At 59.3% G+C, this 24,793-nt stretch carries 26 protein-coding genes; 3 read left to right on the plus strand and 23 right to left on the minus strand.

The window, feature by feature from the left end; genetic code table 11:
* Positions 1–12: 12 nt before the first annotated feature.
* From BKA12_RS05435 to infC, 4 genes are all read right to left on the minus strand, one after another.
* On the minus strand, positions 13–939 hold the full coding sequence (locus BKA12_RS05435; RefSeq protein ID WP_183641303.1) for a TrmH family RNA methyltransferase: 927 nt from the start codon (positions 937–939) through the stop codon (positions 13–15).
* Positions 940–1,067: 128 nt separating this feature from the next.
* A complete protein-coding gene (gene rplT / locus BKA12_RS05440) occupies positions 1,068–1,787 on the minus strand; it encodes a 50S ribosomal protein L20, sunset domain variant (RefSeq protein ID WP_183641305.1) in 720 nt (239 codons plus the stop codon).
* Between the two features lie 97 nt (positions 1,788–1,884).
* Positions 1,885–2,079 (minus strand): 50S ribosomal protein L35, encoded by a 195-nt coding sequence (rpmI, locus tag BKA12_RS05445; protein WP_183641307.1) that lies wholly within the window; start codon positions 2,077–2,079, stop codon positions 1,885–1,887.
* A gap of 158 nt (positions 2,080–2,237) precedes the next feature.
* Complete coding sequence (infC, locus tag BKA12_RS05450) at positions 2,238–3,530, minus strand: translation initiation factor IF-3 (RefSeq protein ID WP_246361607.1); 1,293 nt, start codon at positions 3,528–3,530, stop codon at positions 2,238–2,240.
* A gap of 338 nt (positions 3,531–3,868) precedes the next feature.
* Between infC and BKA12_RS05455 the strand changes: the two genes are divergently transcribed.
* The gene (locus tag BKA12_RS05455) at positions 3,869–4,294 is read left to right on the plus strand and encodes a DUF1844 domain-containing protein (RefSeq protein WP_183641309.1); all 426 of its coding nucleotides are present in this window, start codon (positions 3,869–3,871) and stop codon (positions 4,292–4,294) included.
* Between the two features lie 72 nt (positions 4,295–4,366).
* Here the strand turns inward: BKA12_RS05455 and BKA12_RS05460 are convergent, their stop codons facing one another.
* The 8 genes from BKA12_RS05460 to BKA12_RS05495 form a co-directional block, all read right to left on the minus strand.
* Positions 4,367–5,734, minus strand: a complete 1,368-nt coding sequence (locus tag BKA12_RS05460; protein WP_183641311.1) for an MFS transporter — start codon at positions 5,732–5,734, stop codon at positions 4,367–4,369.
* 99 nt (positions 5,735–5,833) lie between these two features.
* Complete coding sequence (locus BKA12_RS05465) at positions 5,834–6,877, minus strand: SseB family protein (RefSeq protein ID WP_183641313.1); 1,044 nt, start codon at positions 6,875–6,877, stop codon at positions 5,834–5,836.
* Positions 6,878–6,959: 82 nt separating this feature from the next.
* Positions 6,960–7,694 carry a bifunctional 1-(5-phosphoribosyl)-5-((5-phosphoribosylamino)methylideneamino)imidazole-4-carboxamide isomerase/phosphoribosylanthranilate isomerase PriA gene (priA, locus tag BKA12_RS05470; protein WP_183641316.1) on the minus strand — a complete coding sequence of 245 codons (735 nt, stop codon included), beginning with the start codon at positions 7,692–7,694 and terminating at the stop codon, positions 6,960–6,962.
* 93 nt (positions 7,695–7,787) lie between these two features.
* Positions 7,788–7,943: a hypothetical protein gene (locus BKA12_RS05475; RefSeq protein WP_183641318.1), complete on the minus strand. Its 156-nt coding sequence runs from the start codon at positions 7,941–7,943 to the stop codon at positions 7,788–7,790.
* On the minus strand, positions 7,943–8,581 hold the full coding sequence (gene hisH / locus BKA12_RS05480) for an imidazole glycerol phosphate synthase subunit HisH (RefSeq protein WP_183641320.1): 639 nt from the start codon (positions 8,579–8,581) through the stop codon (positions 7,943–7,945). Before hisH ends, BKA12_RS05475 begins: the two co-directional genes overlap by 1 nt.
* A 1-nt stretch (position 8,582) precedes the next feature.
* Positions 8,583–9,203 carry an imidazoleglycerol-phosphate dehydratase HisB gene (gene hisB / locus BKA12_RS05485; RefSeq protein ID WP_183641322.1) on the minus strand — a complete coding sequence of 207 codons (621 nt, stop codon included), beginning with the start codon at positions 9,201–9,203 and terminating at the stop codon, positions 8,583–8,585.
* A 149-nt stretch (positions 9,204–9,352) separates the two neighbouring features.
* Positions 9,353–10,453 (minus strand): histidinol-phosphate transaminase, encoded by a 1,101-nt coding sequence (locus BKA12_RS05490; protein WP_183644615.1) that lies wholly within the window; start codon positions 10,451–10,453, stop codon positions 9,353–9,355.
* A gap of 164 nt (positions 10,454–10,617) precedes the next feature.
* On the minus strand, positions 10,618–11,025 hold the full coding sequence (locus BKA12_RS05495) for a LysM peptidoglycan-binding domain-containing protein (protein WP_183641324.1): 408 nt from the start codon (positions 11,023–11,025) through the stop codon (positions 10,618–10,620).
* A gap of 296 nt (positions 11,026–11,321) precedes the next feature.
* Here BKA12_RS05495 and lexA point away from each other — a divergent pair, with 296 nt between their 5' ends.
* Positions 11,322–12,077, plus strand: coding sequence for a transcriptional repressor LexA (gene lexA, locus BKA12_RS05500; protein WP_246361608.1), 756 nt, complete (start codon positions 11,322–11,324; stop codon positions 12,075–12,077).
* A gap of 56 nt (positions 12,078–12,133) precedes the next feature.
* Here lexA and BKA12_RS05505 read toward each other — a convergent pair whose 3' ends face one another.
* A complete protein-coding gene (locus BKA12_RS05505) occupies positions 12,134–14,161 on the minus strand; it encodes an ATP-dependent DNA helicase (RefSeq protein ID WP_183641326.1) in 2,028 nt (675 codons plus the stop codon).
* Positions 14,158–15,795: a GTPase HflX gene (gene hflX / locus BKA12_RS05510; protein WP_183641328.1), complete on the minus strand. Its 1,638-nt coding sequence runs from the start codon at positions 15,793–15,795 to the stop codon at positions 14,158–14,160. The genes BKA12_RS05505 and hflX overlap by 4 nt, the downstream gene beginning before the upstream one ends.
* 400 nt (positions 15,796–16,195) lie before the next feature.
* Between hflX and BKA12_RS05515 the strand changes: the two genes are divergently transcribed.
* Positions 16,196–16,810, plus strand: coding sequence for a class I SAM-dependent methyltransferase (locus tag BKA12_RS05515; protein WP_183641330.1), 615 nt, complete (start codon positions 16,196–16,198; stop codon positions 16,808–16,810).
* Between the two features lie 22 nt (positions 16,811–16,832).
* On the opposite strand, the gene dapF is transcribed toward BKA12_RS05515, so the two are convergent.
* The 9 genes from dapF to pgsA form a co-directional block, all read right to left on the minus strand.
* Entirely contained in the window at positions 16,833–17,786 is a 954-nt protein-coding gene (gene dapF, locus BKA12_RS05520) for a diaminopimelate epimerase (RefSeq protein ID WP_183641332.1), read from the minus strand.
* Positions 17,783–18,685, minus strand: a complete 903-nt coding sequence (miaA, locus tag BKA12_RS05525; RefSeq protein ID WP_338087439.1) for a tRNA (adenosine(37)-N6)-dimethylallyltransferase MiaA — start codon at positions 18,683–18,685, stop codon at positions 17,783–17,785. Before miaA ends, dapF begins: the two co-directional genes overlap by 4 nt.
* Positions 18,686–18,702: 17 nt before the next feature.
* Positions 18,703–20,235: a tRNA (N6-isopentenyl adenosine(37)-C2)-methylthiotransferase MiaB gene (gene miaB / locus BKA12_RS05530; protein WP_338087528.1), complete on the minus strand. Its 1,533-nt coding sequence runs from the start codon at positions 20,233–20,235 to the stop codon at positions 18,703–18,705.
* Positions 20,236–20,291: 56 nt separating this feature from the next.
* Positions 20,292–21,161, minus strand: a complete 870-nt coding sequence (locus BKA12_RS12375; protein WP_246361609.1) for a regulatory protein RecX — start codon at positions 21,159–21,161, stop codon at positions 20,292–20,294.
* A gap of 203 nt (positions 21,162–21,364) precedes the next feature.
* A complete protein-coding gene (gene recA / locus BKA12_RS05540) occupies positions 21,365–22,414 on the minus strand; it encodes a recombinase RecA (protein WP_183641336.1) in 1,050 nt (349 codons plus the stop codon).
* Between the two features lie 225 nt (positions 22,415–22,639).
* Complete coding sequence (locus BKA12_RS05545; protein ID WP_183641338.1) at positions 22,640–22,885, minus strand: DUF3046 domain-containing protein; 246 nt, start codon at positions 22,883–22,885, stop codon at positions 22,640–22,642.
* Positions 22,886–23,049: 164 nt separating this feature from the next.
* Entirely contained in the window at positions 23,050–23,487 is a 438-nt protein-coding gene (locus BKA12_RS05550; protein WP_183641340.1) for a helix-turn-helix domain-containing protein, read from the minus strand.
* Positions 23,488–23,634: 147 nt separating this feature from the next.
* Positions 23,635–24,186, minus strand: coding sequence for a CinA family protein (locus BKA12_RS05555; RefSeq protein ID WP_183641341.1), 552 nt, complete (start codon positions 24,184–24,186; stop codon positions 23,635–23,637).
* On the minus strand, positions 24,164–24,787 hold the full coding sequence (gene pgsA / locus BKA12_RS05560) for a CDP-diacylglycerol--glycerol-3-phosphate 3-phosphatidyltransferase (RefSeq protein WP_183641343.1): 624 nt from the start codon (positions 24,785–24,787) through the stop codon (positions 24,164–24,166). The genes BKA12_RS05555 and pgsA overlap by 23 nt, the downstream gene beginning before the upstream one ends.
* Between the last annotated feature and the right edge of the window lie 6 nt (positions 24,788–24,793).

Raw genomic sequence — 24,793 nt, forward strand, 5'->3', positions numbered from 1 at the left:
GCTCGCAACACATTATTTGTTTGCACGGCGCTGAGCGCGCGCCGAGGCATAGAGGCACACGGTTGCAGCGGTACCCACGTTGAGAGATTCCGCGATTCCGTACAAAGGCACGGCCACGCGTGCGTCAGAAAGTGCCAATTCTTCTTCGCTCAAACCACGGGCTTCGTTACCGAAGAGCCACGCGGTTGGATTATCGAGGACGACGACGCCACCCTCCTCCGCCCCTCCCCCTGCGTCCGGAGCGGACTCGCTTGAGGTGAGCCAGCGTCGTCGTACGCTCTCTTCCTGTAGCTCATCCAAATCCAAGGACCCGTAACCGTCCGCGGCAAGAATCTGAATGCCAGCGGGCCCGAACACTGCCGCTAGGTCAGTCACGCTCACGCCGGTGGCCACAGGAACGTGGAACAACGAACCAACGGTGGAGCGAACGGCCTTGGGATTGAAGATGTCCACGCTCTCGCTCGTGATGATCAGGGCGTCCGCGCCGGCAGCATCGGCGGCACGCAAAATAGTGCCAGCGTTTCCGGGATCCTGCACGCGGCACAGCACAGCAATGAGCTTGGGCTTGCGCGCCACGAGCTCTTCGATAGAAATCGTCTCTGTGCGGCACACCGCAACCATGCCCTGCGGCGTGACGGTGTCAGCCATGGCAATGAGCACTTCTGGCGTGACTTCACGAACCAGCGGACGGTTCCGCAGATCATTCAGCTCATCCAGACGGTCCAACCCCACGCTCGTGGCATAGACAGCCTGAACAATGCCCGGCTCCCCGGCGGCCTCCAACGCGTGGTGACGGCGCAGCGCTTCACGGATTGCCTGCGGGCCCTCAGCCAGGAACTCGCCTCGCTTGGAACGCTCCTTCGCCGTGCTCAATCGCGCAACATCCCGGACGCGATCAGCGCGAGGATTGGACATCACTTCATGATTTCCGAAAGACATAGTTCCACCTTAGGTGTTGGGCCTGCATAAAAGTTCCGGACATAAGTGAAGGACGAAATCCTGATGCGGATTCCGTCCTTCACCGTGAGCGCTATAGCGCTCTAAACATCAGACTAAGACTTGAGGTCTTAGGCCTCTGGCATCTGCTGGCGAGCTTCGCCACCGGCTGGCTCGAAGCCAGCAGCCTTGGCGGCTTCGATGGACTCGAACCAGTACTCAGCCTGGGTCTGCTCGTACCAGGTGGAGCCTGGAACGTGGTACTTGTTGGACTGAGAGTTGCCCTTGACGACGAATCCTTCAGGAGCTGCTTCACCGTCAACAGCCTTGACGGCGCCAGCGATCTCAGACTTGGTGGACGAAGCTGCAGGAGCCTCATCCTTTACTTCAGCCTTAGCAGCAGGAGCTGCGGAAACAACCTTGACGGCAGCAGCCTTCGTTGCCTTAGCGGAAGAAGCCTTCATGGCGGTCTTGTCAGCTGGAGCGTTAACGTCTGCTGGAAGAGCGTCCTTTGCAATCTTCACCAATGCGGTGAAAGCGTTGGCGTCAGAAACAGCCAACTCAGCAAGCATGCGGCGGTCAACCTCAACCTCAGCAGCCTTGAGGCCCTGGATGAGACGGTTGTAGGTCATGCCGTTGGCGCGGGATGCAGCGTTGATGCGCTGGATCCACAAGCGACGGAAGTCACCCTTACGCTTACGGCGGTCATTGAAGCTGTAAACGTACGAGTGGAGCAACTGCTCCTTAGCCTTGCGGTACAAGCGGGAACGCTGTCCGCGGTAGCCCTTTGCGCGTTCCAGAACGACGCGACGCTTCTTGTGGGCGTTGACCGCCCGCTTCACACGTGCCACGTGTGTACTCCTTTACTCCGGCCTACTCGGCTTCGCTGCTTTCAGCGATAGCCCTCGGCGATCGATTGAACTGGGGCAAACACCCCAAAAATGGTGGTTAGAGACCGAGCATCCGCTTGATGGTCTTGGTGTCTGCCTTCGAGACGATGCGATCGCTCGCAAGACGACGGGTCAACGTCGATGGCTTGTGCTCGAGGTAGTGACGACGGTTAGCCTGCTGGCGCTTCAGCTTGCCGGAACCGGTGAGTTTGAAGCGCTTCTTGGCGCCACTGTGGGTCTTGAACTTCGGCATATCCGCCGTTCTCCTTACGTGTTCTCAATACTGCTCGCAGTACCGAGGATCTTGAGCGGCTCTCATGCGAGGACCGCTTGGTCTGGCGAGGGTTTCCCCTCGGGCAAGTCTTTGACTCCAGAATCAACTCCTGTGCGAGCACAGGTTGCGTTGACTCCTTAGGAATCAGACTTTGGCTTAGGTGCTGGCTTCGAGTCCGGGCGAGCAGCAGGCTTAGCTGCGGCTGCTGGCTTCGGGGCCGGCTTAGGAGCTCCGACTGGCTTAGGAGCCGCTGGCTTCGCTGCGCTAGCCGAAGGCTTCGGCATGGCGCTTGAATTCGATGCGACGCTTGGCTTTGGCGCTGCAGCCGGGCTAGCAGATGCTGCGCTGGCTGGACGTGGAGCCGATGCCGGACGCGGTGCACTTGCCGGACGCTCAGAGCGGTCCTGACGTGGTGCGCTTGCCGAACGGTCCGTACGATCCGAACGCTCTGGACGATCGGAACGTTCCGGACGATCTCCACGTGGACCACCCGTCGATGGACGCGATCCCGTGGAACGCGGTCCGGACGAGCGTCCGCCGCCTGGAGCAGCCTTGGTGACGCCTGCTGCACGCGGTGAAGCGGCAGACGGACGAGACGAAGGACGCGTCTGAGCGCGAGGAGGCAAAGGTGGCATCGACGGATCGAGCTCGAACTTTGGAACCTCAAACGCCTTTGGCTTTTCTTCCTCAGCCTTAGCTTCTGCTGATGGTGCCTCTACCGTTTCGGCAGGGGTCTCAGTCTCAGTGGCTTCAACTGCGGTGGCATCTGCAGCTTCGGTTTCAGCAACCTCAGCGTCAGCGCCGGACACAGCTGCGAGCTTCGCCAGCATGTCCTCAGACAGCGAATCTCCCATGGTCTGCCCGATGCTTTCCGGGTTTTCCGTGTCGATCTTCGCCTTTTCGCCATTTGCCTTTGCGCGATCATTTTCGCGCTGAGCCTGACGACGAGCTTCAGCCTTAGCTTCGGCCTTGTTCTTGAGCGGGCCGATCACCATGACCATGTTGCGGCCATCGATGCGCGGGCTGGACTCAACAATGCCTACCGAAGCAACGTCTTCAGCAAACTTTTCAAGCAAGCGAATGCCCATCTCCGGACGCTGCTGCTCACGGCCACGGAACTGAATCATGGCCTTGACCTTGTCACCGGCGCCCAAGAAGCGCATCGCGTGACCGGTCTTGGTCTCGTAATCGTGCTTGTCGATCTTCAGACGGAAACGGATCTCTTTGAGGATCGTGTTCGTCTGGTTCTTACGCGCCTCGCGCGCCTTGACAGCGGCTTCGTACTTGTACTTGCCAAAGTCCATCAACTTGCACACAGGAGGGTTGGCGTTAGGTGCCACCTCCACCAAATCAAGATCAGCCTCAAGGGCCAGGCGAAGAGCTACTTCAATCGGCTGGATGCCGGCCTGCTCGCCGTTTGGCCCAACCAATCGAACCTCTGCGGCGCGGATTCGATCGTTAATGCGTGGATCGCTGATGTGAACTCCTGATGTTCGGTACAGTTTGAGTGCTTTCTGCAACGGAAAAAGGCCCCCGCTGCAGTGCAGACGAAGGCCTCAAATATCGGTGGTAGCTCAAAATTCTACCGCCAACGTGAACGTTGGTCCGAATGACCCGGACGCCCTGAGGCGACTGCGGGTGGGAGAAGGCCTCCACTTGCTCGGTCAATTCTACACAAGACGGTTCTTACGCGCGAATCGGCGGTCTCTGGCGTGCCGTAGGACACCTTCATTCATATTCATGGATTGAGTGTGAAAAACTTGGGCTCATGACTTCACCTTCCGAATCCCGTTTTGAGTTCGACGCCGCAGCTCACCAAGAGACGCACGCTCACACCGCTCCACACCCGTCTGCATCCGCTACGGATGCGGACAAGATCCGCGATATTTCGGAGGTGCCCGCTGTCGAGGTGATTACGACGGCGGCAGTGCACTTGATGAGCGCCGCAGCAGTGAAGCTCGGTCTTGCCGAAGGCGCAGACGCTGAAGAGCTCAAGGACCTCGACGAGGCTCGCAAGCTCATCACCGCCCTCGCTGGCCTGATTACCGCTGGCGCTCCTGAAGTTGGAAACCAGCACGCACGTCCATTGCGCGATGGCCTGCGCACGCTGCAGCTCGCCTTCCGCGAAGCCTCGATCATCCCTGATGAGCCAGGCAAGGGTCCCGGCGAAAAGTTCACCGGTCCTGTCAACTAACTGATTTCCCTAACGAGCTATCGCGCTCGTTAGTCTCTTATTTCTGATAGCCCTCGACGCCGTCGGTTTCGCTCACGAAGCGAGCCGGCGGCGTCGTGCTTTACCGGCAAAAATGGCAACCAACGCAAGAATGACGCCCGCGACGCCTACCGCCATGAATCCGTGACCGGGACCCAAAGTATCGATGAAGATGCCAGCGCCTGGAGCACCGATCGCTGAACCTGCCGTCATGGCCGAGCCGTACCAGCCCATGGCCTCGCCCCGACGTTCTTCGTCCACGATGTCCGCGAGCTTCTCAGAGGCCGAAGACAACAGTGGTGCGCACACCAAGCCGGGCAAAATGAGGAGCAACCCGAGCTGCCAGACGTTATCGGCCATCAGCGCGGGAATAGTGAAAGCGGCCATCGCCAACAGCAACCACACGGGGTTGATGCGCCGCGACTGTGCCCCATAGATCAGGCCACCAATGAGGGAAGCGCCGGACCAAAAGACGAACACGATCCACAGCTGGGACGACTGATTCGCTGCACCACTGACGGCTACGATGTCCACGTCGGAACCTGCGAAGAGCAGTCCCGCGGCGGCGGAAATGACCAAAAGTCCCAGGACGGCAGGCGTCACCCAACCAAACTGCGACGTCACCTTGCTACCGACTTGGCGACGCACTCGATGCCGCATCTTCTGCAAGCGGCGCTGCCGTGGAGAGAGTGGGCGTTGCACGGGGATGGTGCCCGTGACCGCTGCGACTTCGTCAGAAACATCGGCGCTAGCGGTGGCTGCACCGCCCATCGTGGTGGATGCCGTGACCTCGTTGAAGGCGCCCTGATCCGCGGTGTCATCCTCTGGGAAGGTTCCGTCACCGGAGCGCATCGGCGGATTGGCGATCATGAGAACCACGCCAGCGAGCGAGCTGGCGATACCGATTGCCGTCAGGCCCACCACACTGGAGATCATGGTGGCCACGAGTGCGGCGACTCCGGGGCCGGTCATGAAGACAATTTCGGTGACGATCGCGTCCAACGCGTAGGCGGAGCGGCGCTTGTGACCGCGCGCCATGATGCTGAGCGCTTGGCGCATGACGGAGAAGACCGGCAGGGCAAAGACGCCGCCTACGAAGACCAAAAGCAAGAGCCACTGGAAGCTGACGTGCGGGGCGATGCTCCACACGGTGACTTCAGAAATGATGGACGGGATGAGCGCTTTGCGCAGTCCCTTCATGTCGATCGAGCGGCCGCGCCATGGGGAGCCGATTGCGATGCCGATCGTAAAGATGGCACCGGCCAGTCCAGCACTCGCCCAGTCCATGCCGAGCGTCTGCGCGACATGCAGCGTGAGCATGACGCCGGCGGCCGCGTGTGGGAAGCGTGCAATGAGACCCACGAACAACAGCAATGGAACGCCGGGGATGGCGAGGACTTCTTTATAGCGCTCGAAATTCAACGAACGACTCCACATTTCTCCCCAGGATATTGGGGTTCGATCTTCCTTGATCAGGGTGTGAACGAGGACGGATTGCTAGTGAATAACGCTGCGGGAAGCTTAGAGATGCGAAGAGGTGCCGCGAGCCAAGCTGAGCTCCACGGTATCCACGGCGAGTGCGAAGTCTTGTTTCTCACCAAGTTTCCGAGCGACCGATTGCGCAACAAGCTGAGCCTGCTCCGCGGTGATTCCATCCATGACGTGAACTGTGACCATCACTTCTGGGCCCGGACCGCCACCGAGAAGCACCTTGCCAGCCCGGTCTTGAGAGGTCACTCCGCGCCCCGGAGACAACTCTAATCCCTCCACAAGAGGCTCGCCCTGTGCCAGATCTTGGAGCGTTTTCTGTAGCTGGGTGTCCGCGTAGCTCGGCGTCCAGTCCTGCTGCTGGGCAAGTGCCCACATGGCTGGTCGGCGGACTACGAACGTTGCTTCACTCGCGGGGTCAAGCACCAACAATTGCGCTTCTTCCGCGACAGCACTCAGGGCTGCACGCGCCGCATACACCGCCACGGGACGTGCCTCCGGGTGCCACTGCGTGAGCTTTGCGACCTCGGAGAAAATCGGAAGCGCTTTGCGGCCGTCCGGAGCATTCAGCCAGACCAGAGCCATATCGGCTTGCTTGTCTTCGGCAAAGCCGTGTTCGCCGAGGCCGCCTTCAGCGAGTTGAGCGACCACGGGAACAAAGACTCGTGCACGTGCGAGCGCTTCAATGACCTTCTTTTCAGCGGCGGCAACGCCCTCAATGCTGAACGGCGGCTCACCGCCTTCAAGGTTGGCGATCGCTTCCGCGAGCTGCTGATTGGCGAGGCCGTTGTCATTTTCGAACTGGTGCTGCGGATCCGCGCTGTCTGAGAGATCTCGACCCGCCCATGGCACACCAGCAGAGTCGGTAAACTGACCAGCCTTCGCAAGAGCAGCCGCAATGTGGCCCGGGAGGTGACGCTGCGCGCCCTCGCCGTTCTGACCGTGGGCATGACTCTGGTTATGACTGTGCCCTTCGGCATGGTCATGGCCGTGATGATGACCGTGGCCTGAGTTGTGGCCGTCGGTGCGGTCAGCGTTGTGGTCAGCGTGCTGATCAGCTGATGATTGGTGCGACATTGCGGCTTTCGTAGCGACGGTGAAGCGAGTGCCAGTGGCGGGAAGTGCTAGCGGCCAGCCAAGTTAGCCGCCGCTAGCGGAATTAGCGACGGCCAGCGACGTCGAGAGCCTCGGGAAGCGTGAAGCGGCCGGCGTAAAGCGCCTTGCCCACGATCGCGCCTTCGACACCGAGTGGAACGAGTTCGCGCAGCACGCGAAGGTCATCGAGGCTGGAGATGCCGCCGGAAGCCACGATTGGCTTGTTGGTGCGTTCGGTCATCTGCTTCAAGAGTTCAACGTTGGGTCCGCGGAGCGTTCCGTCCTTGGTGACGTCCGTGACCACGTAGCGAGCGCAGCCTGCATCTTCGAGACGCTGCAGCACGTCCCAGAGGTCGCCGCCTTCCTTGGTCCAGCCGCGAGCGGAAAGCGTGGTTCCGCGAACGTCGAGGCCCACAGCGATCTTGTCGCCGTAACGCTCGATGGCGCGAGCAGTCCACTCTGGGTTTTCGAGAGCTGCCGTACCCAAGTTCACGCGCTCCGCACCGAACTCGAGAGCGCGGTCCAAAGACTCGTCATCGCGAATACCGCCGGAGAGCTCCACCTTGATGTCCAGCTGGTCAGCCACGCGACGCAAGATCTCAGTGTTGTTTCCGCGACCAAAAGCGGCATCCAAGTCAACCAAGTGAACCCACTCGGCGCCGTCGTTCTGCCAAGCCATGGCAGCTTCCAGCGGATCGCCGTAACCGGTCTCGCTGCCAGCTTCGCCCTGTACAAGGCGTACGGCTTGTCCGTCCGCGACGTCAACGGCGGGGAGCAATTCAAGAATCGAGGTATTCATAGTTCTTCCGTTCTATCCGATGCCGCCGAGCACTCAAATGTTCGGCGACTTCTCCCGGGAATACCCGGTTCTGCTTCTAAGGTCTGTTGGTAATCAGGTGGTGTAGGTCAGTGCCCACGCTGCGGCAAGCGCTGCGATAGCCAGTACGACGGCGGTGATGATCCAGGAGATGTGAGCCTTTTGCTGTTTCAGCGACCACGCTCCACCGAGGAGAATTCCACCCAGAGCCATGAGAACGATTGACCACATTAGAGCGTCTCCAGCCAGTTCTTCAGGAGTTGAGCTCCGGCGTCGCCCGACTTCTCAGGGTGGAACTGCACAGCGCTCAGAGGGCCGTTTTCAACACCAGCGATGAATCGGCTCTCTCCGTGCTGAGACCACGTGACAGCCGGCGGCTTCATGCGTGGCTGAGCAACAGAGAAGTTCCATTCCTGCACCGCGTACGAGTGGACGAAGTAGAAGCGCTCGTTTTCGACGCCCTTGAAGAGCTGAGAGTCGGCCGGAGGCTCGACGGTGTTCCACCCCATATGAGGGACAACGTCTGCCTTGAGAAGTTCAACCGTTCCCGGCCACTCCCCCATACCTGGCGTTCGAACGCCGTGCTCCACGCCTTCTTCGAACAAGATCTGGTGTCCCACGCAGATGCCCATCACGGGACGGTTGCCGGCAACGCGGCGACCAATCCACTTCAGCGCACCAACGCTCTTGAGAGCATCCATGACGGCTGCGAACGCGCCCACGCCGGGAACCAAGAGTCCCTGAGCGTTGAGGACATCATCGGCATCGCGGCTGAGCTTGACCTCGGCGCCGACGTGCTCGAGCGCGCGGACGGCAGAGCGCACATTTCCGGAACCGTAATCAAGAACGGTCACCGTTGGCTTGGACATCTTAGAGCGCACCCTTCGTGGACGGAATGGCGTTGCCAATGCGTGGATCCAACTCAGCGGCCTGACGCAATGCGCGAGCAAATGCCTTGAACTGAGCCTCCACGATGTGGTGCGGGTCGCGGCCGGCGATCACGGTGATGTGCATGCAAATGCCAGCGTGCAAAGCGATCGATTCAAAAATGTGACGGGTCAGCGATCCGGTGAAGTGTCCGCCGATGAGGTGGTATTCCTGGCCAGCAGGCTCTCCCGAGTGAACAATGAATGGACGTCCCGAAATATCCACGACGGCGTTGGCCAGCGCCTCATCCAAAGGAACCGTTGCTTCACCGAAGCGACGGATACCGGCCTTGTTGCCCAGTGCCGACTTCAAGACCTCGCCCAGCGTGATGGCAATGTCTTCTACCGTGTGGTGAACGTCGATGTGAGTGTCGCCAGTCGCCTTGACCGTGAGGTCAATCAGGGAATGCTTCGAGAGCGCCGTGAGCATGTGGTCGTAGAAAGGCACGGACGTATCGATGTTGGACTGTCCGGTGCCATCAAGGTTCAACTCAACGACGACGCTGGATTCGCTCGTGGTGCGTTCCATACGGGCGCTGCGGCCACTCAACAATTCGGCAGACATGGATTCCTTTGGTTGGTTCGGTCTGGCGACCGATGGTTCTCGCGCTCTAATACTTCTGGCGTCGACAGCTATGGCTATTCTATCGGCGCCTCTTCTATCTCAGTTGCGCCGTCTAGTTCTCGCAAAAACGGAGAGTTGCCTAGCCGGGGCTAGCTCTTGGCTGACTCGTTCAAGATCTCTTCGAGGCTGGTCAAGAACGCGGTGGTTTCCGCTTCCGTACCGGCCGTAACGCGAAGATGGCCGGGAATGCCCACATCGCGAATTAAGACTCCACGGTTCAGAAGCTCTTGCCACACGTGGGCTGGATCTTCAAGGCCTCCGAAGAAGACGAAGTTTGAATCACTCGATGCCGGGTGCAGCCCCATGCGCTTGAGCTCATCAACGATTCGGTCACGCTGCATCTTGATGTCTTCGACGTTCGCCAAGAGAGCATCAACGTGCTTGAGGGCTGCGTTGGCGGTCGCCTGAGTGACAGCAGAGAGGTGATACGGCAAGCGAACCAAGCGCATTGCGTCGGCGACGGCTGGAGCAGCTGCCATGTAGCCGAGGCGTGCGCCGGCCAAAGCGAAAGCCTTACTCATGGTGCGGGAAACGATCAATCGTTCGCGACCTTCGAGCAAAGTGAGCGCCGACTGCGTGCCCACCTGAGAGAACTCAGCGTAGGCCTCATCAACAATCACCATGGCGTTCGAGGCGGCTCCGGCCTCGTAGACAGCCTCAATGACGTCGAGTCCCAGGGCGGTTCCTGTCGGGTTGTTCGGGGAGCACAGGAACACCACGTTGGGCTGAGCCTCAGTAACCTGGGCCGCGGCAGATTCGGCGGTGAGCTCGAAATCGTCAGCGCGGAAACCTTTGATGTACTCGGTGTCCGTTCCGGCTGCCAACAGCGGGTACATCGAGTAGGTGGGAGGGAAACCCATGGCACTACGGCCCGGGCCACCAAATGCTTGGAGAATGTGTTGCAGGACCTCGTTGGATCCGTTGCCAGCCCAGATGTCGGCTGCAGTGAGATTGTGGCCCAAATACTGGGCAAGACGTTCGCGCAGTTCGGTGAACTCGCGGTCCGGGTAACGGTTGAGTCCGGCTGCGGCCTCGCGAACGTCGGCGGCAATCGTGTCACGAACAACGTCCGGAAGCGGATGAGTATTTTCGTTGACGTTCAGCATGTTGACGACATCAAGCTGAGGCGCGCCATACGGCTTAAGGCCTCGCAAATTGTCGCGAAGAGGAAGTTGGGCAAAAGGATCCATCGGCTGACTCACCCGTCAATTCTAGGCAACGGTCTTGGTACGCCGGAATTGGAAGACGTCATATCTGGACTTCCAGCCCGTGATTTCAGTCGCTAATAGCGTCAGTCCAGCCGCGAAGCTGCCTGCGCCTGGACTAAATCGCTAGATCCTGATGGGTGAAATCGTTATGGGTGAACAGGAACAAAAATCTCTTGGCCGGCCTTGAGGTGCTTGCCGTCGATGGAGTTCAGTTCTTGAATCTGCTCGATCGTGGTGCGTGGATCCTGATTAGGAGATACGGACTTGGCGATGCTCCACATGGAGTCACCTTCCATGACAGTCACCTTGACGGCCTCGACCGTCGAAGGAGCGTCCGTTCCTGCGAAGACGGGCGTGGTGAACATTCCAACGAAGGTCAGAACAGCCGCAGCCAACAGCATGAGCGGAAGGCCGATCAAGACGAGACGGCCACGACGCGTGAGGTGCAAGTGCCGCTGGGATGCGCGAGGAGCGCGACGGGCATTCGAAGATCCTGCGAATGACGAACGGCTAGCGGTCACCTGGAATGGAGACGAAATTGCGGCGATAGTCATTGTTCTTCCTTTCATCCCTTCGAACACTTTGGCGAGTGATGACCTTGTGTCGAAGACTGGTTCGAACTTCTTCGTATATTTGTAGCACGTATCTTCGAAGAATGTCGAGACACGCTCGAACAAATCTTTTATAGCTACCTTCAGATGCCGTAGGGTTGGTCTTACGAAATCCGATAGAACTAGTGTCCTGATCAGCTCTGACACTTAGAACTGAGGATGAGAGATCAGCAGCATCTCAAGGGGATATTCGCCGGGATTCGAAGAGTTGTTTGGCGATAAAGAGACGGGACCAGAACATGACACGACGGACCATGACCAAGATCCAGGAGCGCGCCAACGCGCACTTTCCTGGCCTATCCAGCCGACAGCTTCAGATCATTGATGTCATTCATCGGCTCATGGAAGAAAAGAGCTACCCGCCCACCATGCGAGAAATCGGAGACGCCTCCGGACTCGCATCTCTTTCGAGTGTCACGTATCAGTTGGCACAGCTCGAAGAGCGTGGAGTGCTCCGCCGCGACCCGAACCGCCCCCGTGCCATTGAGCTGCTAATCGATAAGGCTGAAGCCAAGAAGTGGGCGGCTGAGCAAAAGGCTCTCGCCAAGGAAGCGCCCGTCGCTGAGACGTCAGCCCCGCTGTCTGCTGCCGAAGAGAAGCTTGCCGCTTTGGCTCAGGACAACCTGGTTGAGGTTCCCCTCGTTGGCCGCATTGCGGCAGGTGGCCCGATTCTTGCCGAGCAGTCCGTGGAAGACACCATGCTCTTGCCACGCACTCTGACCGGCCAAGGCGAACTTTTCATGCTGAAGGTCGCTGGCGACTCGATGGTGGACGCAGCTATCGCTGACGGCGACTGGGTTGTAGTGCGTCGCCAGAATTCGGCGAACAACGGCGACATCGTGGCTGCATTGCTGGACGATGAAGCCACCGTCAAGACCTTCCGCCAGCGCGACGGTCACACTTGGCTCTTGCCCCAAAACACCAACTACGAACCGATCCTGGGCGATCACGCCACCATCATGGGTCGCGTCGTGTCAGTTCTCCGAGCGCTCTAGTCTTCTTCCCCAAAGTTCTGTCTCTGAGGACAGCGGCTGTTGCTAAGTTCTAGTTTCTAGTTCTTAGCGGCAGCCGCTAGTCGTTTAAGCACTCCGGTCACTACATCCGGATCCGTCGTTGACCACATCGGTGGAAGCGATGCCTTGATGAAGCCGCCATAGCGCCGACTCACCAACCGTGAGTCCAAAATCGCCACCACTCCCCGATCGTGAGATGAACGGATGAGTCGTCCTGCGCCCTGCGCAAGTTTGATGGCCGCGCTAGAGACGGAGACGTCCATGAATCCGCTGCCACCGCGACGGTCCACATCTTGCGAACGGGCCTTGATCAGCGGCTCGTCAGGTCGAGGGAACGGAATGCGGTCGATGATCACTAAACGGCATGAGGTTCCCGGAACGTCAACGCCTTGCCACAAGGACATGGTGCCGAAAAGACACGTCGCTTCGTTCTCCGAGAACTCTTCGACAAGGGCTTTCATGCTTGATTCGCCTTGGCACAAGATTTTGTAGTCCACGCGCTTGCGTAGTTCGGCCGCGGCTTCGTCGGCGGCGCGGCGCGAGGAGAACAGCGCCAACGTTCCACCCTCAGAGGCGTTGATGAGGCGCTCGATTTCGTCGTAGGTCCGCGGATTCACATCGCGCGTCGGCGCATCGAGATGCTTCGCGACATACAAGACGCCTTGTTTTGCGTAGTCGAACGGGCTTCCCACGTCGATTCCAGACCACGACGGCGCACCCTCGCCTCGCAACCCCAAGCTCCCGGCAGCGTTATCGAACGCAGCGCCGATCGCTAGAGTCGCGCTGGTGAGGACCACCGTGCGGTCCTCAAACAGTCCTTCGCGCAACTGAATACCAACAGACAGCGGGGCAACGTACAGAACCCCCGGCGAATCTTCCGCTGCGGTCTGATACCCACTACCGGGCACAAACTCGCGCGGACGAGCCGCCCAGACGACGTCGTACTGTGGGGACGCTTCCAACAAGCGTTCCGCTTGCTCAATGACATACAGGACCTGCGACTTTGCCATTTGCATGGCGCCATCCGCAGCGTTCGCGTCGATCTTGATATCCGAGGCGACCACGCGAGCGGCTTCACGAACCATCGTGAGCGCTTCGCGTTGCTCGTCCGTGACGCCACGAATCAGCAAGCCGTCCGAGACGTTGGAGACCGAAGCTTCAAACGCACGATTCGCGCGCTCCAAGGGTTCCACGATGACCTTCGCGTGCTTGCGGGCTGCACTCGCGGCAGCGGCGATCGTGGCGACAGACAGTGGCTTGGTCACCGAGTTGGTGACGCGGTCCTGCAGCTCATGGGCTTCGTCGATCACGACGGTGTCGAATTCGGGAAGGACCGCCAGACCTTCGAAAGCGGAGATCGCGAGCAACGCGTGGTTGGTCACCACGATGTCCGCTTCAGCTGCCTTCTTACGTGCAACTTCACTGAAGCAGGCTTCGGCGACTGGACACTTTTGCGCGCCGAGGCATTCAAGAGCGCTCACCGACACTTGCCGCCAGGCCCTGTCCGAGACGCCCGGAATCAGTTCGTCGCGATCGCCGGTGTCCGTGTTCTCAGCCCACTCTCGCAAGCGCACAATTTCCTGACCCAGCTGGCTGGTGGGTGAGGCCGCCTGATGAGGCGCGGCTGCGCCACCGTCCACCCACTCGAACAAAGCGTCGCCCGGTTCTTCCGGATAACCGCCTTCGAGCTTGTGCTGGCACACGTAGTTGGAGCGGCCCTTGAGCAGCACGGCGTCTACTTCGCGGGGAAGATCGGGTTCCAAGTGCTTAAGCAACCGCGGCAAGTCACGACCAACAATCTGGCTTTGGAGCGCCAACGTTGCCGTGGAAATGATAATGGGCTTCTCGGCGGTGAGCGAGTGATAAATCGAGGGCACGAGGTACCCCAAAGACTTTCCGGTTCCCGTTCCAGCCTGGACCAGCAAGTGACCGCCTTGTTCAAAGGACTCAATCACTTTGCGGGCCATCTCATGCTGGCCGGGACGTTCTTGACCGCCCATTTTGGAGACAGCAGTCTTCAACAATTCATCGACGCGCTCAGCGCCGTTCAGCTCCTCTTCATTCATGCCTGCGCGCCACCCGATTCATGCGGCACCACAAACTGCTCGAGATCCGCAGCCAGGTCCTCACGAACCTTGACCTTCATGTGCGTGCCTTCAGCCAAATGCTCCGTCGAGAGAATCTCAGCGGACTGCGAGTGCAGCTTGCTGACCAGATCTCCGCGATCGTAAGGAATCACCAAATCCAGTTCCACACCAGGGCGCGGGATGGACTCGGAAACCACCTGAAGCAGCTCGTCGATGCCATAACCCGTGCGGGCAGAGACCACGATGGTTCGTGGCTCGTGGTTCTTGATGCGTTCCAGCACGTATGGATCCGCGGCATCAGCCTTGTTGAGCACGATAATCTCAGGGATGTTCTGCGCGTCAATGTCCCGAAGAACCTCACGCACAGCCCGAATCTGTCCTTCAGGATCCGGGTGGGATCCGTCCACGACGTGCAGAATCAGGTCCGCGTCGCCGATTTCCTCGAGGGTAGACCGGAAAGCTTCCACGAGCTGGGTGGGCAACGAACGCACGAAACCGACGGTGTCCGTCAGCGTGTACTCGATGCCGTCTTCGGTCTGCGTCCGACGCACCGTGGGATCCAGGGTGGCAAAAAGCGCGTTCTCCACCAACACGCCAGCGTTGGTCAAGCGGTTGAGCACCGATGACTTTCCGGCGTTAGTGTATCCAGCGATCGCCACTGACGGTACGTCGTTTCGCTTACGGTTGGCACGCTTGGCTTCGCGAGCAGGCTTCATGCCAGCAATTTCGCGGCGCAGCTTCGCCATGCGGGTTCGAATACGACGGCGATCGAGCTCGATCTTGGTTTCACCAGGACCACGTGAGCCGATGCCGCCGCCGGCAGCACCTACTCGGCCACCAGCCTGACGAGACATGGAGTCACCCCAACCACGAAGACGTGGCAAGAGGTATTCCAGCTGTGCGAGCTCAACTTGAGCTCGACCTTCACGACTCTTAGCGTGCTGGGCGAAGATATCCAGGATCAGCGCGGTGCGGTCAATGACCTTCACTTTGACGATGTCTTCCAAGCTGCGTCGCTGGGACGGTGCCAGCTCCGAATCCACGATCACTGTGTCGGCGCCTTCGGCTGCCACGATTTCGCGCAGCTCTTGAGCCTTGCCCGAACCAATGAACGTGCTTGGATCTGGCTTCATTCGACGCTGGAGCACGCCGTCGAGCACCTCGGAGCCAGCCGTTTCAGCCAGCGCCGCAAGTTCGCGCAACGAGTTCTCAGCGTCTTCAACAGTGCCATCAGACCAAATACCGGCAAGCACCACGCGCTCGAGGCGCAACTGGCGGTATTCGACTTCGGTAACGTCTTCGAGTTCGGTGGACAGACCGGCAACACGGCGCAAAGCACGACGCTCTGCAAGATCTTGCTGATCGCCGTCCCACTCGGAGTGCTCGCGGTCTAGGTGTGACAGAGCCTGCGCACGGCCGCGAGACAACGCGGATCCGTGTGCACGGTCGTCGCCTTCCGCGGACGCACCCTCTAAGGCTTCGTGCGAAACCGGGGCTGCGTCGTCGTTCGCCAAAATGCGGTCAATGACCGCTTGGATGTCACGTTCTGAACGCTCTGCCGCTTCATTCGCGGCCTGAGAATCAGAATTCTGAGAAGAATTTTGGGAGGTCATGGGGTCCTTTGTGATGCTGCATTTCAGGATACCGGCGTGGGCGGCACGAGAGCCGTTGACAGCCCGGGAATGAATGAGAAATGCAGGGGTCTAAGAAAAATGTGTGGACAAGTTTTTGCAGGTCCAACGCCCGCGAGAAACCCGAGTGATGCGTGTTCGTTTATCAATGAGAACCACGCAAAACCGTGAGTTGTGCCCCGAAATGGAGCGGAAAGTGATGGCGCCGGATGCGGCGCACATGACTGCGGCGCCGCGCTAACCTACGAATCGGATGCGGATCAATACGCGCTGAGTCAAAATCATAGAGAAAATTCTATCACTGCCGTCCTAGACGCGTCCATTCATTCTGTTCGCTCTCAGCCCCTCTCTGCGGGGCGAAGTGGGCTAATCTGAAACAGCTATGAGTCAGGAACATTACTTCTCGGATCAACCGAACGCCCCGGAAAAACGCCGCACCATCACTGCCGATCTCGGTGGCGGTCATTCGGTTGCCGTGCAGACCTCGAACGCCATCTTCTCTCCGGGTGGAGTGGATAAGGGCACCGCGATCCTTCTCAAGCACGCACCTCAGCCGCCGTCCGACGGACATTTCCTGGACATTGGTTGCGGATGGGGTCCGCTGACGTTGCGCATGGCGTTCGAGTCTCCCTCGGCTACCGTCTTTGCGGTGGACGTCAATGAGCGTTCCCGAAAACTGACCGCTGACAATGCGGCGTCTTTGGGACTGACTTCGGTGAAGGTGTTTTCGCCGGAAGACTTGCCTGCTGACGAAACCTTCGACCTGATCTGGTCCAATCCCCCGATTCGTGTGGGCAAGGAAGTGCTTCACGCGATCTTGCTGCAGTGGCTCCCTCGACTGAGCGTCGGTGGAATCGCTTACCTGGTGGTGCAGAAGAACCTGGGATCCGATTCCTTGCAGCAGTGGATCGCGACGACGCTCGGGATGTCATTCACCGTGGATCGTCTGACGACAGACAAGGGATTCCGCATCATTTCCGTGCTCCGAAACGCGTAGCTTCACGCCCTTCAAGGGACGGCTATGCGCCCGCGATCACGCCGCGCGCGACGATCTGCGCAGGACCGCTGAGCTCAACGTGCTCGCGCCCGTCCGGCGACGGAATGAACTTCACCACGACGGTTCCACCGGGAACCTGAACGTTCCACTCATCGGCCTGATGCTGGTCCGGGCCATCGCCGGCAGCCCAGCGACGCGTTGCCACGACGGCAGCGCACGCGCCCGTGCCACAAGACTGCGTCTCCCCCACGCCACGCTCGTGAACACGCATGGAAATGTTGCCAACGCCGTCGGTCACAAGGGGCTCGGAAGGAACCACAAACTCGACGTTCGTGCCCTGCGGCGGGACCGGTCGCACGCTAGGGATATGTGTGAGATCAAGCTCTTTGAGTTCATCGTCATCCGCCAGCGCCACCACGGTGTGTGGGTTGCCCATAGAGACGCTCAGGGCCGGACGGTTCACATCCAGGCCACGCGTCTGCACGAGGGAGTCGATGGCTTTCTCTTGGGCTGCCTCCGGGAAGACGAATTCCCAGGGGCCCATGTCCACGGCGTAGCCGTTGTCCGTGCGGGCTACCTGCTTCACGCCGGCACGGGTACCAATGGTGAGTGCGTCGCCGTGTTCGAGCGTGACGTGGCCCTGAGCGATGAGGAAGTCGACGAAAACGCGGACTCCGTTGCCGCACATTTCCGCGATACTTCCGTCGCCATTGCGGTAATCCATGAACCATTCGGCGCGCTCGTCCGCTGACAAGATGGCTGCGCCTTCGGGGATGCTGTCAGAGCGCACGGCGCGGATCAACCCGTCGCCGCCAATTCCTTGGTGACGATCGCACAGCGCCGCGACGGCGGATACGCCGATCGTGATTTCTCCGCGCGGATCATCCACTAGCACAAAGTCGTTTCCGGTGCCGTGGCCTTTCGCGAAAGCGAGACCGGCGAGCTGGTTCAGTTCGTGCTGTGGAGCGGAAGTCATGAGCCCAAGTTTAGCCATGTCACCCGAGGGTCCGCTTTGAACCAGGTCACTTGACGACGTGCAAACTGCCGTGTCGCCACGATCGTGGACTCGATGGCGGCATCCACGCTCATCTCCCCGTCCAAAACCGAGAGGAACTGTTGGTAGCCAATCGCGCGACTCGCGGTCTTGCCGTCACGCAGGCCTTGCTTTCCCAGCCGCTCGACTTCGTCCAGAAGCCCAGCCTCGGCCATGCGGTGCACGCGCAGTGCCAGCCGTTCGTGCAGTGCCGCGCGGTCCATGTCGAGGCCAATCTGAACCGTGTCACGCAAGTATTCGCGCTGCGGCATGAACGAGGTGAATGGGCGTCCCGTCAGTTGGAAGACTTCAAGGGCACGAATGATGCGGCGTTCATCGCTCAGCCTGCTCGCTGATTCAGGATCCACCTGTGCCAGCTCGGCTTTCAGTACGTCTAGACCTTCGGCTGTCGCCCGGTCCTGCAGCGTGGCTCTGACCTCGGCGTTGGTGGGCGGGAATTCGAGATGGTCGATCGCCGCGCGCACATACAGCCCCGACCCACCCACCAGAATCGCCCGCTTGCCACGCGCAACAATGTCATCGATGGTCTCGCGCACTTGCGTTTGGAACGTCGCAACTGAGGCTTCTTCAGTGACGTCAAGAATGTCCAAAAGGTGATGCGGTAGCCCGCGCCGCTCGGCAACCGAAAGCTTCGCCGTGCCAATATCCATGCCGCGGTAGAACTGCATGGCATCCGTATTTACGATCTCGCCGTCAAATTGCTCGGCAAGATCCAGCGAAAGATCAGATTTCCCGGTACCGGTTGGACCCACAATGACGACGACGCAGCTCGGGTTGAGCGCGATGCGTTCAGTGAGTTCGGGCGTGAGTGCGGGACGCACGAGTCCTCCTTGCGGCGCTATTTGCGCACCGGGATGGTTGGAAGACCCAGCGACACCTTGACCGGTCCGCCGTCGGAGTTTGCAGAGCCAGTGGAAGGTACTCCACACGACGCAGCCTGCGCGCGATCCCATGCGTCGCCAGCACGCGTGCGGCGCAAGTGGTATTCGGCAGGGGTCGCAGGATCGGCGATGAGGTGGAACGGTGCGGCCTGCGTGATCTTGGTGGTGACCATGTCGCCAGGGCGTGGGATTTCGGCACCTTCTGGAACGCTGAAGTGCACCAAGCGCTGGTCCTGCGAGCGGCCGCTCAAGCGGTGCGTCTGTTCAGCCTTGCGGCCCTGGTTTTCGGTTACGAGGATCTCCACCTCGGTGCCCACCTGGCGCTGGTTCTCCTCGGCAGAAATGCGGTCCTGCAGAGCGGTCAGGCGCTCATAGCGTTCCTGGACCACTTCCTTGGGTAACTGGTGTTCCATGGTGGCAGCCGGCGTTCCCGGACGCTTTGAGTACTGGAACGTGAAAGCGCTCGAGAAGCGAGATGCTTCCACGACGTCGAGGGTTGCTTGGAAATCTTCTTCGGTCTCTCCCGGGAAGCCCACAATGATGTCCGTGGTGATGGCAGCGTTCGGAATGCGTTCGCGCACCTTGTCCAGGATGCCCAAGAACTTCTTGGATCGGTAAGAGCGGCGCATCTCTTTGAGCACCTTGTCGCTGCCGGACTGCAATGGCATGTGAAGCTGCGGCATGACGTTGTGAGTCTCGGCCATCGCCTCGATGACATCATCCGTGAAAGCTGCTGGGTGAGGGCTCGTGAAGCGCACGCGCTCCAAGCCTTCGATTTCACCGCACGCGCGAAGCAATTTGCTGAACGCTTCGCGGTCGCCGAATTCGACACCGTAGGAGTTCACATTCTGGCCAAGCAACGTAATTTCCACGGCGCCGTCGTCAACGAGGGCCTGAATTTCGGCAAGAATCTCACCTGGACGGCGGTCACGTTCCTTGCCACGAAGAGAGGGCACGATGCAGAACGTGCAGGTGTTGTTGCAACCTACGGAGATGGAGACCCAACCGGAGTGCAGGGAATCGCGCTTCGTTGGCAAGGTCGACGGGAAGACGTCGAGAGACTCAAGAATTTCGAGCTGCGCCTCGTTGTTGTGACGAGCGCGTTCGAGCAACACCGGCAGAGCGCCAATATTGTGGGTACCAAAGACGACGTCCACCCAAGGCGCCTTCTTCAGGATGGTGTCCCGGTCCTTTTGCGCGAGGCAGCCGCCCACGGCGATCTGCATGTTGGGACGCTCTCGCTTCAACGGTGCAAGGATGCCGAGGTTTCCGTAGAGCTTGTTGTCGGCGTTCTCACGAACCGCACAGGTATTGAAAACCACAACGTCAGCGACGCCGTCGTTGGGGTCGCCCAGTTCCAGCCCTGCGTTCTCGAGCAGGCCAGAGAGTCGCTCGGAATCGTGAACGTTCATTTGGCAGCCGTAGGTGCGCACTTCATAGGTGCGGGGGCGGCTGTGGTCAACGTCTACAGATTCAGACACGTCAGGCACTATCAGGCTCTCAGAAGTAGGGATGGATGTGGAAGTCACCGATCTATTCTAGTCGGCTACACGTATTCGGAGACTACGGCCATGGCGAGCGAACCAGAGTAGCCCTTACGCATGAGCATGGAGACCAAGCGTCGAACTTGTTTCTCGCGCTCCTTGAGCTGCGCTTGTCGAGTTTCCCACGGAGCTGAGTCGTCGACCTGCACTCGCGTGGATTCCTCAGGAGACGAGACTCCGAGCTTCTTCTGGACCAGAACATGGCAGGCATCGCGTTCGTCGTCTTCACTGACGTTCTCGAGTGCCTGTTGTGCCAGCTCTTCGTCGATGCCCTTTTCGCGCAGCTCCCGCCGCAGGGAACGTTTGCCGAGTTTCCGGTTTCCGTGGCGGCTCTCCACCCACATGTGGGCGAAGGTCTCGTCGTTGACCAGATGAACTTCTTCCATCCGGTCCAAGACTTTGATCGCTACGTCTTCTGGAACATTCTTCTCGGCGAGCTTCTTCGCCAGCTGCTGCCGCGACTTCATCGACATGCTGAGCTGTTGCAACACGATGTTCTTCGCGAATCGTTCCTGCCGCTCCGGCGTCATCTCTGATGGCTCTTCACGGCCCTCCGCTTTCTCGCCGCCAAACGAACCAGCACGCCGCCGTCCGCCAGCGCCTCGCGATGATCCCCGGCCACTACGTGCTCGGTCACTTACTCGGCCACTCGCTTTGCTACCCGCTTGGCTACTCTCTTGCCCCGAGCCGAGCGAGTCGCTCAGCGGATCACCAAACAACGAACCTTCGAACAGCGAGGACCCGTTGTCTTCATCCAGAAGATCCAGCGCAGGTTTTTCGCTCTTGCGAGACCGGCGAGGCTTCCGGGTCTTCTCCGAAGAGTCCTCCGCAGCTACATTGACTCCCCAATCCACGGGTCCGTCATTAGCCATGTTGTTTCCTCCTCGAATCCTTCAGTCGGCCCCTCTCGGGGCTGACTCCTTCACGCCTGCATCGCGTTCATTCACGCTTGCATCGGGTTTTGCTCGTGCACGCCTGGTCAAACCCGATGCAAGCGTGGTTATAAAAAGAACAACGCGGTGTTGCTCGGAGCCGCTTTCACGCTCTAGGAACAACACCGCGCTGCGCAGTGAATCTACTTATCGCCAACAGCCTTGAGCGTTGGTTCGCCCTCAGCGGCGTTCGCTTGGACACCAATGCCGAGCTTCTCGCGGATCTGGCGTTCCAGTTCGTTGGTGAGGTCTGGGTTGTCCTTCAAGAACTGACGGGCGTTTTCCTTACCCTGACCCAGCTGGTCGCCGTCGTAGGTGAACCAAGCGCCGGACTTCTTCACCAAGCCGTGTTCCACACCCATGTCGATCAAGCCGCCTTCGCGGGAGATGCCCAGGCCGTACAGGATGTCGAATTCTGCCTGCTTGAAAGGAGGAGCCATCTTGTTCTTGACGATCTTGGCGCGCGTGCGGTTACCCACGGCGTTCGTGCCATCCTTCAAGGTTTCAATACGGCGAACGTCGATACGCACCGATGCGTAGAACTTCAGCGCCTTACCACCGGTGGTAGTTTCAGGTGAGCCGAAGAAGACACCAATCTTCTCGCGGAGCTGGTTGATGAAGATGGCGGTGGTCTTGGTCTGGTTCAAACGACCCGTGATCTTACGAAGCGCCTGGCTCATCAAACGTGCCTGAAGTCCCACGTGGGAATCGCCCATGTCGCCTTCGATTTCAGCCTTAGGAACCAACGCGGCAACGGAGTCAATGACCACGATGTCGATAGCGCCAGAGCCAATCAGCATGTCCATGATCTCGAGGGCTTGTTCACCCGTATCTGGCTGCGAAACCAAGAGCGCATCCGTGTCCACGCCAAGCTTCTTGGCGTATTCAGGATCGAGAGCGTGCTCGGCGTCGATGAAGGCTGCGATGCCGCCGTTGCGCTGCGCGTTTGCTACAGCGTGAAGAGCGACGGTGGTCTTACCGGAAGATTCCGGACCGTAGATCTCCACGACGCGACCGCGTGGAAGGCCGCCAATACCCAGAGCGACGTCCAGCGCAATGGAGCTCGTGGAAATGGTTTCGATGGGTGCACGAGTCTCGTCACCCAGGCGCATAACGGAGCCCTTACCGTACTGCTTATCAATCTGCGCGAGTGCGGCTTCAAGAGCCTTTTCGCGATCTGGTGCTGCTGCCATGATTCACCTCTGTTGGGAAGGGGCGTGATGCCCTGTTGCGATCTGTGAACCACGCTACGGGTTTCGTCTGACACTTAGAACCAGCGATGCACTTCTGTGGAAAAGTACGGTCCGGTGGGCGTGAATTCCTTACTTGTGTATAAGAATATGCTTCCCGTACATATTTTCGAATAAGATGGTTCCGCGTGTCTTACATTTTCTACAAAAACCGCGCCGTCGTGCAGGCTATCCGTCAATAATTCGGTCGCGACCACTTGCCGGCGGGACGTCTTTGCCGAGCCTGCGCTGCTGCGGAACATCCTGGGCGTCGCACACAGCTTCCCATATTTCGCGAGGCTCAAAATGATCGCCCAACGCTTCATTGACGGTTCGTCCACCCAGGCTCGTCAACGCCAGCTGATTAGCCAAAACGTAGGCGTAGCCGCTTCCGAACTCGTCTTCCATCAGGGACCAAAAGTTACTTACTCGCACCCTGCCAGTATTTCACGCAGTCTTGAGCAACAGCCGCACAGACCCCACCCCAAGCCCCAGTGCGCTTAGCCACAAACAACAATGGGCCCACCTCGTTTGCGATGAACCCATTGTTTACTGCTAACCCGCGCTACACCGGTCGCGGTCGCTTGATGTCTTTGAGATTAGTGACGTGCTGCGAGGTCCTCAGAGAATTCCTCTGGAAGTTCGTCAGGAATAACGGACGTGAATGCCTGCGTCATTTCGGCAGGAACAGTATCCGGAATCTGCAGTCCTTCAGCGATCGCAATACGGTCAGAGACCATACGCAACATCACTGAGACGGGCACGCTGAGTGCCTCGCAAATGGAGGACAGTAGCTCGGAGGAAGCTTCCTTCTGTCCGCGTTCGACTTCTGACAAGTATCCCAGCGAGACACGCGCGCTGTGCGATACCTCGCGCAAAGTGCGGCCCTGACGCTGGCGGATTTCGCGAAGAACATCTCCGATTTCGTGGCGAAGTACAACCATCTTCTTCTCCTTTGGGTGGTTGTTTTCCGGAACCGTCATAGCCACATCACGCCAACGGACAATGCCGTTTACGGATACTGGCTGCTTGACCATCTGAATAGTCGTCTCCTCTGTCGGTCACCTAAGTGACTGTAGTACAGCGCGGGTTGCGCCTACTTGACTCAACTCTCGAACTGACTGTTTTGTTCCCTACATACTCCATCACAGGAACTTATGAGAATCCATTGAGGTTTTTCTCAACTACGAGTTTGCTAGCAAACTCCCAGACTTCATACGTTCCCGGAGAACGGTGAGCGCGGCATCCCGGCTTTGTCGCCGAATACTGGCCCGGTCCCCCGAGAAATGTTGCTCCACACTACCTGAGCCAGAGGCGTCTGCCCACCCTATGTAGACAGTTCCCACCGATTTCCCATCATGCGCATCAGGTCCGGCAACACCGGTGGTGGAAATTCCGAAGTCGGCGCCGCACTTGTCCCGAGCGCCGGCAGCCATCTCTTCAGCGACTTGAGGATCCACGGACCCGCGCTCCGCCAGCAGGTCAGTCGAGACGCCCAACAAATCAGCCTTGACCGCGTTGTCATAAGACACCACACCACCGCGGAGGACAGCGGATGCTCCAGGAATATCGGCGATGGTGGCGGCGACCAGTCCCGCGGTGAGGGATTCGGCAGTTGCCACGGTTTTCTTGAGTACGACGCCGCAGCTCACCACGTCTGCCGCAAGTTCAGTTGCGCTGAACTGGTCCGCGCGAGGTACTTCAGGAGCAGCGTCAGTTGGCTGGGCGGTGGTCATCTGTTTGGTCCTTGCTGATCTTGATGGCCTGGCGCACGTAGTCAATGCCCGTGACCACCGTGATCGCCATAGCGATCAGCATGATGATGGTTCCGATCCACCAGAGCCACGAAAGGTCGTGGCTGATGGGAAGCAAGAGAATCGCGATACCCACGGTCTGCAGAACGGTCTTGAGCTTGCCACCCTTGTTGGCTGGCATGACGGCACGGTTCAGCATCATGAAGCGCATGAGGGTAATGCCCCACTCGCGCACCAAGATCACGATGGTGACCCACCACCACAAGTCGTTCGTGATGGACAGCATGATGAGCGCAGCTCCCGTGAGGAGCTTGTCAGCAATCGGGTCAGCGACCTTGCCGAAGTTCGTGATCAATCCACGTGCCCGCGCAATATCGCCGTCGAGCTTGTCCGTGTACATGGCCACGGCGAACACTGCGAGTGCCCACCATCGCCACGGACCGCGCTGCTCCGCGTCCAGAATCAAGAACCAGACGAAGAACGGCACCAACACGATGCGAAGCGTCGTCAGGATATTGGGAAGGTTGAGAGCCGACGGTTCAGTGTTCTGCTGCTCCCCCGCGGGAACGTTTTGGTTCGTCACAGTCTC

It is taken from the genome of Neomicrococcus lactis (genome assembly GCF_014200305.1).
In the GTDB taxonomy this organism is placed as follows: Bacteria; Actinomycetota; Actinomycetes; order Actinomycetales; family Micrococcaceae; genus Neomicrococcus; species Neomicrococcus lactis.